12 protein-coding genes, 1 pseudogene and 1 riboswitch are annotated in these 12,989 nt (G+C 72.6%); of the genes and pseudogenes, 9 read left to right on the top strand and 4 right to left on the bottom strand.

Annotation, left to right across the window (positions count from 1 at the left end):
- Positions 1-359: 359 nt before the first annotated feature.
- The 5 genes from ACOJTC_RS00940 (at position 360) to gcvP (ending at position 7,426) form a co-directional block, all read left to right on the top strand.
- Positions 360-1,562, top strand: a complete 1,203-nt coding sequence (locus ACOJTC_RS00940; RefSeq protein ID WP_420115367.1) for a nitric oxide synthase oxygenase — start codon at positions 360-362, stop codon at positions 1,560-1,562.
- Positions 1,563-1,564: 2 nt separating this feature from the next.
- Entirely contained in the window at positions 1,565-2,794 is a 1,230-nt protein-coding gene (locus ACOJTC_RS00935) for a globin domain-containing protein (RefSeq protein WP_204928326.1), read from the top strand.
- Positions 2,791-3,426 carry a hypothetical protein gene (locus ACOJTC_RS00930; protein ID WP_420115366.1) on the top strand — a complete coding sequence of 212 codons (636 nt, stop codon included), beginning with the start codon at positions 2,791-2,793 and terminating at the stop codon, positions 3,424-3,426. The genes ACOJTC_RS00935 and ACOJTC_RS00930 overlap by 4 nt, the downstream gene beginning before the upstream one ends.
- A 60-nt stretch (positions 3,427-3,486) precedes the next feature.
- Entirely contained in the window at positions 3,487-4,359 is an 873-nt protein-coding gene (locus ACOJTC_RS00925) for an NAD-dependent protein deacetylase (protein ID WP_420115365.1), read from the top strand.
- Positions 4,360-4,426: 67 nt separating this feature from the next.
- Positions 4,427-4,524: riboswitch (glycine riboswitch) on the top strand.
- Between the two features lie 79 nt (positions 4,525-4,603).
- Positions 4,604-7,426 (top strand): aminomethyl-transferring glycine dehydrogenase, encoded by a 2,823-nt coding sequence (gene gcvP / locus ACOJTC_RS00920; RefSeq protein ID WP_420115364.1) that lies wholly within the window; start codon positions 4,604-4,606, stop codon positions 7,424-7,426.
- A gap of 121 nt (positions 7,427-7,547) precedes the next feature.
- On the opposite strand, the gene ACOJTC_RS00915 is transcribed toward gcvP, so the two are convergent.
- A complete protein-coding gene (locus tag ACOJTC_RS00915) occupies positions 7,548-7,748 on the bottom strand; it encodes a DUF5999 family protein (RefSeq protein ID WP_088647339.1) in 201 nt (66 codons plus the stop codon).
- A gap of 123 nt (positions 7,749-7,871) precedes the next feature.
- Between ACOJTC_RS00915 and ACOJTC_RS00910 the strand changes: the two genes are divergently transcribed.
- The 3 genes from ACOJTC_RS00910 to def are packed head-to-tail and all read left to right on the top strand — an operon-like array spanning position 7,872 to position 10,399.
- Positions 7,872-9,065, top strand: coding sequence for a chorismate-binding protein (locus tag ACOJTC_RS00910; protein WP_420115363.1), 1,194 nt, complete (start codon positions 7,872-7,874; stop codon positions 9,063-9,065).
- Between the two features lie 28 nt (positions 9,066-9,093).
- Complete coding sequence (locus ACOJTC_RS00905; protein WP_204928321.1) at positions 9,094-9,879, top strand: TetR/AcrR family transcriptional regulator; 786 nt, start codon at positions 9,094-9,096, stop codon at positions 9,877-9,879.
- A 10-nt stretch (positions 9,880-9,889) separates the two neighbouring features.
- Positions 9,890-10,399, top strand: coding sequence for a peptide deformylase (def, locus tag ACOJTC_RS00900; protein WP_204928320.1), 510 nt, complete (start codon positions 9,890-9,892; stop codon positions 10,397-10,399).
- Here def and ACOJTC_RS00895 read toward each other — a convergent pair.
- Entirely contained in the window at positions 10,379-11,173 is a 795-nt protein-coding gene (locus ACOJTC_RS00895; RefSeq protein ID WP_420115362.1) for a GNAT family N-acetyltransferase, read from the bottom strand. The two genes, def and ACOJTC_RS00895, sit on opposite strands and share 21 nt — an antisense overlap.
- A gap of 3 nt (positions 11,174-11,176) precedes the next feature.
- Complete coding sequence (locus tag ACOJTC_RS00890) at positions 11,177-11,524, bottom strand: winged helix-turn-helix transcriptional regulator (RefSeq protein ID WP_204928318.1); 348 nt, start codon at positions 11,522-11,524, stop codon at positions 11,177-11,179.
- A gap of 97 nt (positions 11,525-11,621) precedes the next feature.
- Between ACOJTC_RS00890 and ACOJTC_RS00885 the strand changes: the two genes are divergently transcribed.
- Positions 11,622-12,236 carry a malonic semialdehyde reductase gene (locus ACOJTC_RS00885; RefSeq protein ID WP_420115361.1) on the top strand — a complete coding sequence of 205 codons (615 nt, stop codon included), beginning with the start codon at positions 11,622-11,624 and terminating at the stop codon, positions 12,234-12,236.
- A gap of 53 nt (positions 12,237-12,289) precedes the next feature.
- Here ACOJTC_RS00885 and ACOJTC_RS00880 read toward each other — a convergent pair.
- A pseudogene (locus tag ACOJTC_RS00880) lies at positions 12,290-12,989 on the bottom strand (TSUP family transporter); the annotation flags it as partial.

Genomic DNA, 12,989 nt, shown 5'->3' with positions numbered 1-12,989 from the left:
GCGGCGTCGTCGTGTCCGGGTGGTGCCGGGTGTCGGATCGGTGTGGTGGGTGGCCGGTGGTGGTGCCGGGGGTGGGGCGGGTCGTCGTTGTCGTCCATAAGGGACGTTCCGGGGTGGAGTGCCCTTGTTGACAGGTGTGGTCCGGCCAGGAATCCTGTCCAGGGCGATCACCAGAGACACCGATCGGGTCACGGTGAGTGACGGTTGGTGGTGGCGTCGAGCTGATGCGTGGAGCATGGTGCGGGGGTCGCATCCGTGGTCCCGCCGAGGACGGGAAACGAACCGAAGTGCACATCGATCACTATGTCGGCCTGGGTTCCGCGCGGGCCGGCGGTGCTGTCGCCGATCATGCCGCCGAGTTGCGTTGCCCGGTCACCGCCGCGTCGCCTGCCGAGCCGGTCGGCTCCGATGGGGACGTGCTGGCCGAGGCGACGGAGTTCCTGGAGGCGTTGCACGCCGAGCGGGAGCTGCCGGGGTTGGCGGCGCGGCTGGCGGAGGTGCGGGAGGAGGTCGCGGTGACCGGCTCGTACCGGCACACCCGGGAGGAGCTGGAGTACGGGGCGAAGGTGGCGTGGCGGCAGTCGGCGCGGTGTGTGGGTCGGGTGCGGTGGGCGGGGTTGCGGGTGCGGGACCGTCGGCACGTGACGACGGCGGCGGGGATCGCGCAGGAGTTGGCGGCGCATCTGGCGGCAGGGGACAACGGGGGTCGGATCCAGTCGGTGATCACGGTGTTCGCGCCGGACCGGCCGGGGGTGGGTCCGCGGGCGCGGATCTGGAACGACCAGTTGGTGCGGTACTGCGGTCATGTGCGCGCCGATGGTGGGGTGTTGGGTGATCCGGCGCAGGTTCCGATGGTGCGGGCGGCCCGCCGGTTGGGGTGGCGTCCGCCGCCGGTGCCGGGTCGGTTCGATCTGTTGCCGTGGGTGATCGAGACGGCGCAGGAGTCGCCGTCGGTGTGGGAGGTGCCGCGGGAGTTGGTGCGGGAGGTGGCGTTGACCCACCCGGATCATCAGTGGTTCGCGGATCTGATGCTGCGTTGGCATGCGCTACCGGTGATCAGTAACATGCGTCTGCGTATCGGCGGGGTCGACTACAGTTGCGCGCCGTTCAACGGTCACTACCTGGGTGACGAGATCGGGACCCGGAACATGGGCGACCGGGAGCGGTACGACCAGTTGCCGGTGGTGGCGGCGGGGTTGGGGTTGGACACGTCGCGGGAGGACACCCTGTGGCGGGAGCATGCGGCGTTGGTGTTGAACCAGGCGGTGCTGCACTCGTTCCGGGTGGCGGGGGTGCGGGTGTCCGATCCGCACACCGAGTCGGAGTTGTTCATGAAGTTCTGTGCGCAGGAGGAGCGGGCGGGTCGGCCGGTGCACGGTGACTGGTCGTGGTTGAACGGGAGTGTGGGGTGGGCGGCGTTGCATGCGGTGCATCACCGTTACTACGACACCCGGGTTCCGAATCCGAATCTCTGGCAGACTGACCGCGTTTACGACCCGGATGGTGTGGTGGCGATGACGTTGCGTGAGCGTCACGACGTGGCTCGCGCGCAGGAGGACTGACGATGGACAACGCGGCGTTGCGCCAGAGTTGGAGCCAGTTCTCCGCCGCCGGGCCGGAGGCGGCGAAGTATTTCTATGCCACGTTGTTCGTGGTGTCGCCCGAGGCGCGGTCGATGTTCCCGACGAACATGCAGTACCAGGAGGACAAGCTCCTGGCCGCGTTGGGGCACATCATCACCAGTTTGGACGATCCGGAGGCGTTGACGGCGTTCGCGCAGCGGTTGGGTGCGGATCACCGGCGGTTCCACGGCCACGACCAGCGGGGTAACCCGGTGGTGTTGGGTGAGCGGCACTACATCTGGGTGGGTCAGGCGTTGCTGGCCACGTTGGAGCGTTTCCTCGGCCCGTACTTCACGCCGGCGTTGCGGGCGCAGTGGGCGGCGGCGTACGAGCTGGTGGCGAAGATGATGCTCGACGGGGCGGCGGAGGCGGAGCGGTCGTCGCCGCCGCACTGGGAGGCGGAGGTGGTGACGGCGGAGCGTCGCCGCGCCGACATCATGGTGTTCACGGTGCGTCCGAACTATCTGTGCAACTACCGGCCGGGGCAGTCGTTGCCGGTGCAGGTGCCGCAGTTGCGGACGTGGCGGTACCTGTCGCCGGCGAACGCGCCGCGGGCGGACGGGACGATCGAGTTCCACGTGCGGGCGGCGGGCCGGTTCTCCACGTATCTGGTGCGCCGGTTGCGGGCGGGGGAGCGGTTGTTGTTGGGGCATCCGACGGGGTCGGCGTTGTCGTCGTACGACCGGTCGCCGCACCTGCCGTTGTTGCTGATCGCCGGTGGGACGGGGTTGGCGCCGTTGCGGGCGGTGGTGGAGGCGGTGCAGCAGGGCGCGGGGCGGCGTACGACGCTGGTGGTGGGGGGTCGTACCCCGGATGACCTGTACGACGAGGCGGCGTTGTCGCGGTTGGCGGCGATGCCCCCGGCGGCGGGGTGGCAGCACACGGGCACGGGCTGGTTGCGGTATGTGCCGACGGTGGAGACGGGGTGGGGTTGGCAGGGGGCGATCGGTCGGGCGGGTGACACGGCGGTGCGGTTGGGGCCGTGGGCGGACACGGAGATCCTGGTGTGTGGGAGTCCGGAGATGACCCGGGAGACGGTGGCGATGCTGGTGCGTGCGGGTGTGGCGCCGGAGCAGATCCTGACCGAGAGCTATGATCATTCTCTCTATCCGCCGCTCGCCGAGGCCGGTGCCGTGGGCCCGCGCGACTTCAGTGGGACAGGTGCCCGATGAGCGTCGACCACTCCGACCGGGTTTTGGCCGAGCAGGGTGAGATCGCCCGCCAGTTGTCGGTGTTGGAGGAGCGGCGGTTCCGGGGCAGCCACTGGTTGTCCGCCGACGAGGTCGCGGCGGTGGTGCGGGCGGCCGACGACCGGATCGGGTTGTTGACGGCGGAGTTGGAGCGGCAGCGGCGGGAGAACCAGGGGCTGCTGAGTCAGGTGGAGATGCTGCGGCACGGGACGTTGCCGAGCACCGCGCCGCAGGGGCCGGATCCGATGACCGTCGAGTTGGCGATGCGGGCGCAGGACGAGGCGAACCGGACGATCGGTGAGGCCAGCGCGGAGGGCGCGGAGATCATCGCCGATGCGCGGCGGCAGGCGGAGGAGATCCTCGCCGATGCGCACCGGCGGGCCGGTGAGGCGGGTTCGGCGGCTGCGCCGGCTGCCGTGCCGTCGCCGGAGTTGGCGGGGAAGTTGCAGGCGTTGGAGGAGCGGCACGCGGCGGCGTTGGCGGCGGTCGCGGCGGCGCAGCAGCAGCTGAACCGGTGGCAGTCGTATCTTGCGGCGCAGTCGGAGCAGCTGCGGACGGACGCGGCGGCAGCCGGCGGGGCGAGCGCGCAGCTGCGGGCGGTGCTGGGCGGCTGACCCCCGCCGGCCACCACGCGCGCCCGTGCGGGTCGCCGCCGGTGGGGTCGCTGAGGCAGCATGGGACGGGTGACGGAGACGATCGACGCGGTGGCCGCCCTGGTGGCGGCCGGTGGGGTCGTGGTGGTGAGTGGGGCGGGCCTGTCCACCGAGTCTGGTATCCCCGACTACCGGGGGCCGACGGGTGCGGCCCGCCGGCACACGCCGATGACGTACCAGGCGTTCGTCGGGGATGCGGCGGCGCGGCGACGCTACTGGGCGCGTAGCCACCTGGGGTGGCGCACGATCGTGGGGGCGACGCCGAACGACGGGCACCGGGCGGTGGCCCGGTTGCAGGCCGCCGGCCTGGTCGACGGGGTGATCACGCAGAACGTCGACGGTCTGCACACGGCGGCGGGCAGCGGGCAGGTGGTGGAGTTGCACGGCCGCCTGGACACGGTGGTGTGCCTGCGCTGCGGTGACCGGTCGTCCCGGGCGGAGCTGCACCGGCGGCTGGTGGCGGCGAATCCGGGGTTCGACGCGACGGTGGCGGTGGTGAACCCCGACGGTGACGTTGATCTCGATGACGCCCGGGTGGCCGGGTTCCGGATGGTCGACTGCGGCTGTTGTGGCGCGGGGATGCTGAAACCGGACGTGGTGTTCTTCGGGGAGTCGGTGCCCGCGGCGCGGGTGGCGCGGTGTTTCGCGATGGTCGACGCGGCGCGGTCGGTGCTGGTGCTGGGGTCGTCGTTGACGGTGTTGTCGGGGCGGCGGTTCGTGCTGCGGGCGGCGAAGTCGGGCATTCCGGTGGTGATCGCCAACCAGGGTCCCACCCGCGGTGACGGGTATGCGGCGCTGCGGGTGGACGCCCCGCTGGGGTGGTTCCTGCCGGCGCTCGCCGACCGGGTGGCGGCGGTCGTGCCCCCCGGGCCGGGTCTGGTGCCGGCCGGCTGACCTCCGCGCGGGCGGGGGTACGACATCCGCCGGTAACGGGGGCGCTGGTAGCGTTGACCATGCCGACACCACCCGCGCGGGAGAGATCGCCCAGCAGTATCCGGGCGGCGCCGAAGGGGCAGATTCTCCCCGGAACCTCTCAGGCAGAAGGACCGCGACGGGCAGGCACTGTGGAGCGCCCTGCGGCGTGACTCAGGGGGAGGCCGATCCGTCGACCTCGCCGCCTGAGTCAGGAGCGTCACGCATGACCGTAGAGCAGTTCGCCGACCGGCACATCGGTCCGGGTCCGGACGACGAGCGCCGCATGTTGGAGGCCGTCGGGTACGGGTCGATCGACGAGCTGATGGACGCGGCGATTCCCGAGGTGATCCGCTGGCACGGGGCGTTGGATCTGCCGGCGCCGGCCACCGAGCGGGAGGCGATCGCGCAGCTGCGGGCGTTGGCGTCCCGTAACACGGTGGCGGTGTCGATGATCGGTCTGGGCTACCACGGCACCCACACCCCGGCGGTGATCCGCCGCAACGTGCTGGAGAACCCGGCCTGGTACACGGCGTACACGCCGTACCAGCCGGAGATCAGTCAGGGCCGGTTGGAGGCGCTGCTGAACTTCCAGACGATGGTGACGGACCTGACCGGCCTGGCGACGGCGAACGCGTCGATGCTCGACGAGGCGACCGCGGCGGCGGAGGCGATGACGTTGGCGCGGCGGGCGTCGAAGAGCCGCAGCGCCGTGTACGTGGTCGACGCGGACGCGTTGCCGCAGACCGTTGCGGTGCTGTGTGGGCGGGCCGAGCCGTTGGGTATCGAGGTGCGGGTGGTGGACCTGGCCGTCGAGGAGTTGCCGGCGGAGTTCTTCGGGCTGCACCTGCAGTATCCGGGGGCGTCCGGTGCGGTGCGGGACCATGCGCCGCTGGTTGCGGCGGCGCATGCGGTGGGCGCGTTGGTGACGGTGGCGGCGGACCTGTTGGCGTTGACGCTGCTGCGGGCGCCGGGGCGCATCGGGGTGGACATCGCGGCGGGCACCACGCAACGGTTCGGGGTGCCGATGGGCTTCGGGGGGCCGCACGCCGGTTATCTGGCGGTGCGGGCCGGGTTGGAGCGGATGCTGCCGGGTCGGCTGGTCGGGGTGTCCCGGGACGCGGCCGGTGAGCCGGCGTACCGGTTGGCGTTGCAGACGCGGGAGCAGCACATCCGGCGGGAGAAGGCGACCAGCAACATCTGCACCGCGCAGGTGCTGCTGGCGGTGATGGCCGGCATGTACGCCGTGTACCACGGGCCGGACGGGCTGCGGCGGATCGCCGACCGTACCCGGTCGATGGCGCTGCGGTTGGCGGCGGGGCTGCGCGCCGGTGGCGTCGAGGTCGTCGACGGGGTGTTCTTCGACACGGTGACGGCGGTGGTGCCGGGTCGCGCGGGGCAGGTGGTGGCGGCGGCGCGGGAGCGGGGGGTGAACCTGCGGCTGGTCGACGCCGACCGGGTGGGGGTGTCGTGTGACGAGACGACCACCGGGGAGCACCTGGCGGTGGTGTGGGAGGCGTTCGGGGTGGACCCGGTCGTCGGTGACGTGGCGGAGGCGTTGCCGGCCGGGTTGGCGCGGGACACCGATTTCCTCACCCATCCGGTGTTCCGCAGCCACCATTCGGAGACGGCGATGCTGCGGTACCTGCGTCGGCTGGCGGACTTCGACTACGCCCTGGACCGGGGCATGATCCCGTTGGGGTCGTGCACGATGAAGCTGAACGCGACCACCGAGATGGAGCCGGTGACGTGGCCGGAGTTCGCCCACCTGCACCCGTTCGCGCCGCCGGAGCAGACCGCCGGTTACCGGGAGCTGATCGGGCAGTTGGAGGGGTGGCTGGCGGAGGTGACCGGCTACGACGCGGTCAGTGTGCAGCCCAACGCCGGGTCGCAGGGGGAATTGGCCGGGTTGCTGGCGATCCGCGCGTACCACCGGGACCGGGGTGACGGTCACCGGGACGTGTGTCTGATCCCGTCGTCGGCGCACGGCACGAACGCCGCGTCGGCGGTGATGGCCGGGATGCGGGTGGTGGTGGTCGGGTGTGACGCCGACGGCAACGTCGACCTGGTCGACCTCGACGCGAAGATCGACAAGCACCGGGACGCCCTCGCGGCGATCATGGTGACGTACCCGTCGACGCACGGGGTGTACGAGACGGGCATCGCGTCGCTGTGCGCGAAGGTCCACGACGCCGGCGGCCAGGTGTACGTGGACGGGGCGAACCTCAACGCGCTGGTCGGGTTCGCCAAGCCGGGCCGGTTCGGTGCGGACGTGTCGCACCTGAACCTGCACAAGACGTTCTGCATTCCACACGGTGGGGGCGGGCCGGGGGTGGGTCCGGTGGCGGTGCGGGAGCACCTGGCGGCATACCTGCCCGGTGACCCGTCGGGTGCCCGGGTGCAGGGTGCGCCGGCGATCTCGGCGGCCCGGTACGGGTCGGCGGGCATCCTGCCGATCCCGTGGGCGTACCTGCGGATGATGGGCGCGGCGGGCCTGGCCCGGGCGACGGGGGTGGCGGTGCTGGCCGCGAACTACGTGGCGGTGCGGCTGCGCGACCACTTCCCGGTGCTGTACGCGGGCAACAAGGGCCTGGTGGCGCACGAGTGCATCCTGGATCTGCGGCCGTTGTCGAAGGCGACGGGGGTGAGCGTCGACGACGTGGCCAAGCGGCTGATCGACTACGGGTTCCACGCGCCGACGATGTCGTTCCCGGTGGCGGGGACGCTGATGGTGGAGCCGACCGAGAGTGAGGACCTGGCCGAGCTGGACCGGTTCTGCGCCGCGATGATCGCCATCCGGGCGGAGATCGACGAGGTGGCCTCGGGCGGGTGGCCGGCGGGGGACAATCCGCTGAGCAACGCCCCGCACACCGCGGCGATGGTGTCCGGGGACGAGTGGCCGCACCCGTATCCGCGGTCGGTGGGCGCGTACCCGGCCGGGGTGGACCGGGTGGGGAAGTACTGGCCGCCGGTGCGGCGTGTCGACGGCGCGTACGGCGACCGGAACCTGATGTGTTCGTGTCCCGCGCCGGAGGCGTTCCAGGACTGAGGCGCGGTGCCGGGGCGGCGGTCGTGTGCCGCCCCGGTGCGGCGACCGGGGGAGGGCGGCCCCCCCGCGTGGGGGCTAGCCTGGTGCGACGGGTCGGCGTCGCCGACGCATCGTGATCAGGTCAGGCGACGAGGGCGTGCCGGGCCGGCCCGCGGTGCGGGGCGATGGTGCTGCCGTCAGGGAGGAGTTCACCGGTGTCCTCGAAGACGATGACACCGTTGCAGAGCAGGCTCCAGCCCTGCTCAGGGAAGCAGGCGATGACTCGGGCGGCGTCCCGGTCGGTCGCTTCGGCGGAGGGACAGGGGATCTGGTGCTGGCACATCGGGTTCTCCGGACTGTGGGGGCACTGTGTCATGGTTCACATGACCAGTGACGCACAGTACCAAGGGACGGCGCACCGGATCGAGCAGGCTTCCGCCATGTTGCCCGGAAATCCGCTGAACGGATGAGGAAGAATCAGCCACCCGGCGTGGAAACGCTCCCAACGGCCCCGGTCGACGTACCCGCAGTGCCGGCACCGTGCCGCAGCGTGCTCGTCGAACGGGACCGCTACGAATGGCGGATCACCGACGGTGGTGACCCGGCCGCGCAGATCACCGCTTTCCTCACCGCCCACGGCCTGCCCGTCGACGACCTGACCCGCCCGGCGACCCACCGCACCGACGGCCCCTGCGGCGCCGCCCTGTTCGTCTCCGCCGCCGCCGGCGCCCGGATGGCCGACGCACCCACCGGCCCCGCGAGCCCCGTGCCCGCCCTGCCCGACGTCGCCGTCGTCGTCTACGACCACGGCCCCCGCCGCCCGCCCCCCACCGCACCGGCGCCCGAGCGGCTACGGCTCGGACCCTGGCGGGACAGCTGGACCGGCACCCAGCACGCCGACGCCGTGCGTGCCGTCCGCGCCGCCATCGGCCGCGGCGACGTCTACCAGGTCAACGTGGTCGGCCACGCCGCCGCCACCTACACCGGTGACCCCCGCCCCGCCCTGGCCCGCCTCGCCGGACTGCCCGGCGCCCGCTACGGCGGCACCCTGCACGGCGACGGCTGGAGCATCGGCTGCGCCTCACCGGAAACCCTCGTCGCCGTGCACGCCGGCCGGGTCGTCACCCGCCCCATCAAGGGCACCCGCCCCGCCACCCCCGCCGGCCGCAGCGACCTGCTCGCCTCCGCCAAGGAACGCGCCGAACACATCATGATCGTCGACCTGGAACGCAACGACCTCGCCCGGATCGCCCGCACCGGCTCGGTGACCGTCGACGACCTGTTCACCGTCCGCCGCTGGTGTGACCTGTGGCAGGCCGAGTCGACCGTGTCGGCGGCCCTCGCCGACGGAACCGGCCTGACCGACCTGCTGCGCGCCACCTGCCCCGGCGGCTCGGTCACCGGCGCGCCGAAACACGCCGCGCTGACGCTGATCGCCGCCGTGGAACCCGTCGGCCGGGGCGCCGGCATGGGCGCGTTCGGCTGGATCGGCCCCGGCCACCTCGACCTGGGCCTGACCATCCGCACCGCCGCCGCCGACCACGACCGGCTGCACCTGTGGGCCGGCGGCGGCATCACCTGGGACAGCGACCCCGCCGCCGAGGTCGCCGAGGCCGCCGCCAAGGCCGCCCCGCTACGGGCCCTGCTCGCCGCCGGCTGAGCACACCCGGGCCGTTAGGGTGACGGGCATGCACGTCGAGTACAGCGGCACCGGTGACCCCGCCCGCAGCCTCGCCCTGCTGTGGCGCACCCGCGAACGGGTCAGCCGCAGCGGCGACCTCGGCGTCGACCAGATCGTCCGGGCCGCCATCGACGTCGCCGACGCCGAGGGTCTCGCCGCGTTGTCCATGCGCCGGGTCGCCGAACGTCTCGGCGTGGGCACCATGTCCCTCTACACGCACGTGCCCGGCAAGGGGGAACTGCTCGACGTCATGCTCGACACCGTGCACGGCGAAACCCCCCGCCCCACCGACGTCCCCGGCGGCTGGCGCGGCCGCCTGGACCGCATCGCCCGCGACAAGTGGGCGCTGTACCTGCGCCACCCGTGGCTGCTGCAGGTCGCCACCACCCGCCCCCCGCTGGGCCCCCAGGTCACCGCCCGCTACGACTACGAACTACGCGCCGTCGAGGGCACCGGCCTGACCGACCTGGAGATGGACGCGGTGGTCACCCTCGTCGACTCCTACGTCCACGGCGCGGTGCGCGGCGCGGTGGAGGCCGCGCAGGCCACCGGCCGCACCGGCCTCACCGATCAACAGTGGTGGCACGCCCACGCCCCCTACCTGGAGAAGGTCATGGACCCGGCGCGGTTCCCCACCGCCGCCCGGGTCGGCGCCGCCGCCGGGCAGGAGTACCAGGCCGCCACCGACCCGACCCGCGCCTTCGAGTTCGGCCTGGCCCGCGTCCTGGACGGCATCGCCGCCCTGATCGCCGACCGGTGCGCCGGGTCACCGCCACCGGTGACCCCCCGATAGCCTTCCCGACATGACCGTACGCCCGATCCGGATCATCGGTGATCCCGTCCTGCGCACCGCCTGCACCCCGGTGACCCGCTTCGACGCCGCCCTGCAGCAGCTCGTCGACGACCTGATGGACACCCTCACCGGTGAACCCGGCCGGGCCGGTGTCGCCGCCCCCCAGATCGGCGTCGACGCCCAGGTGTTCGTCTACGACGCCGACGGCCACCGGGGACACCTGATCAACCCCACCATCGAGCTGTCCGACGACGTCCAGGACGACGACGAGGGCTGCCTGTCCATCCCCGGCCTGTACTTCCCGACCCGCCGTGCCCTGCACGCCACCGTGCACGGCGTCGACCGGCACGGTGACCCGCTGACCATCTCCGGCAGCGGCTTCCTCGCCCGCGCCCTGCAACACGAGACCGATCACCTCGCCGGCCGGCTCTACGTCGACACCCTGCGCGGTGACGTCCGCCGCAAGGCCCTGCGGGAGATCCGCGCCGGCCGGTTCGACTCACCCCGCCGACGCGGCTGACCCCGCCCCGACGGTCAACGTGTACTCACCGAACCCGGCGACCCGGGTGAACCCCAACCGTTCGTAGAGGCGCACCGCGCCCGTGTTGTCGGCGTGCACGTTCAACGTCACGTGGTCGACGCTTCCGGCCAGCCGGGCGCACAACGCGGCCACCACCGCGGCGCCCAGACCCCGCCTGCGCGCCTGCGGACGGGTGGTCACGTTCCCCACCGCGGCCACCCGGTACGTCGGCGACCACACGTGCACCCCGGCCACCGCCAGCAGGGCGTCGCCCTGACGTATCCCCACGTAGTGGCCGGTGTCGAGCATCCGCGCGTCGAACCAGTTCCCCGGGTACGCCACCGCGTACAGGTCCCGCAACGCCGGCAGGTCCGCGGCGTCGAGCACCTCACCCGCGGCGGTGGTGCCGGCGAGCCGCCCCGGGTCGGTCAACGCCATCCGCAGGTGTGCCCCGGCCGGGGTGAGGACGTACCGGCCCGCGAGGACCCGCTCCAGGCCGGGGGACAGGTGCGCGTACAGGCGGGCCGGCAGCACCGGGGCCACCTCGTCGAGCAGCGCCGCCATGGCCGCGCCGTCGCGCTGCGCGGCGAACGCCAGCAGCACCGGCTCGGCCGCCCCGTGGTAGAGCAGCACCACCTGGTCACCGCGCCGGAACCACGACGTGTACGGCCAGAAGAAGTCGTCCAGGTCACCCAGCTGGTAGGCGTGCAGCACCGGATCGCGGCGCAGCAGCGCGGCCAGCACGGCACGGTCGTGTTCGGCGCGGACCGGCACCGGTCAGCAACGACCCGTGGGAAGGTTCTCGTCGGCCCACCGGGCCAGCTCGTCCAGCGCCGGCAGCAGGGCCGCGCCCCGCCCGGTCAGCTGGTAGCTGACGCCCAGCGGGGGACCCTCGCGCACCGTGCGGCTGACCAGGTCCACCCGGGCCAGCTCACCGAGCCGGTCCGACAGCACCGACTCGCTGATGCCGGGCAGCGCCCGCGTCAGCTCGGCGAAGCCCGCCGGCCCCTGGGCGAGGGTGCCGAGGATCATGCCGTTCCACCGCTTGCCGAGGAACGCGAACGCCCGGGACAGCCCCCCGGGGCAGGCGCGGGGCCCGCCGTCGGTCGGGGAGCACGTCGTCATCGTCCCAGCATACGTGGTCCGCAACTCACCCTAGCCACTTCGAAAAAACTAGCTGCTACTGTGGTCGCAGCAATCGTCGATCCGACCGGAGGACACCATGACCGACGTACTGCCCGGCCACCTCATCACCCTCGACCCGCAGGCCCAGGCCCAACTGTTCACCGAAGCCCGCACCGCCAACACCTTCACCGACACCCCCGTCAGCGACGAACAACTCCGCGCCATCTTCGACCTCGTCAAGTACCCACCCACCGCCATGAACGTCCAACCCCTGCGCGTCCTGTTCGTCCGCCCCGGCGACGGCCGCGACCGCCTCCTCACCCACGTCGCCGAAGGCAACCGCGCCAAGACCGCCACCGCCCCCGTCGTCGCCGTCCTCGCCGCCGACACCGACTTCCACGAGCACCTCGACACCGTCTTCCCCATCCGCCCCGGCATGCGCGAGCACTTCGCCGCCGACCCCGCCACCCGCGACGGCATGGCCCGCTTCAACGCCGGCCTCCAGGTCGGCTACTTCCTGCTCGCCGTCCGCGCCGCCGGCCTCGCCGCCGGACCCATGGGCGGATTCGACGCCGCCGGCGTCGACAACGAGTTCTTCACCGACACCGCCTGGAAGTCCCTGCTCCTGGTCAACATCGGCCACCCCGGCCCCGACGCCTGGCACCCCCGGCTGCCCCGCCTCGACTACGACACCGTCGTCCGGCACGCCTGACCCACCGACACCCCGCACCGACCCCGGCTGGCCGGCCGAGCGCCACCACGCGCTCAGCCGGCCAGCCACTGGTCGTACCCCAACTTCGCCACCAACGCCAACACCACCACCAGCAACACCACCCGCACGAACCCCGCACCCCGACGCAACGCCATCCGCGCCCCCACCGCCGCCCCCGCCACGTTGCACACCGCCATCGCCAACCCCAACCACCACCACACGTGCCCGGTCGCCGCGAACACCACCAACGCCCCCAGATTCGTCCCCGCGTTCACCACCTTCGCCATCGCCGACCCGTGCAGAAAATCCGCCCCCACCAACGCCGTGAACGCCACCACCAGAAACGTCCCCGTACCCGGCCCGATCAACCCGTCATACAGGGCCACACCCACCCCCCGCCACCACCACCGCAGCCACCACCCGCCACCGCGTCCGCCGCGCCGGCACCGCCACCGTCCCCAACCGCGGCCGCAACACCACGAACAACGCCACCACCACCAACACCCCCAACACCACCGGCCGGTACGCCCCCGCCGGCACCGAACCCGCCAACACCGCCCCCACCCCCGCACAACCCACCGCCAACACCCCCGCCGGACCCGCCACCCCCCAGTCCACCCGCGTACGCCGCGCGAACGTCACCGCCGCCGTCGACGTACCCGCGATCGCCGCCAACTTGTTCGTCCCCAACGCCGTCGCCACCGGCACCCCCGGCGCCGCCACCAACACCGCCGGCAACCACAACCAGCCCCC

Source organism: Micromonospora sp., assembly GCF_048594385.1.
Lineage (GTDB): Bacteria > Actinomycetota > Actinomycetes > Mycobacteriales > Micromonosporaceae > Micromonospora > Micromonospora wenchangensis.
Note: the sequence above shows the minus strand (reverse complement) of the source record. Positions and strands in the feature narration are given on the sequence as shown.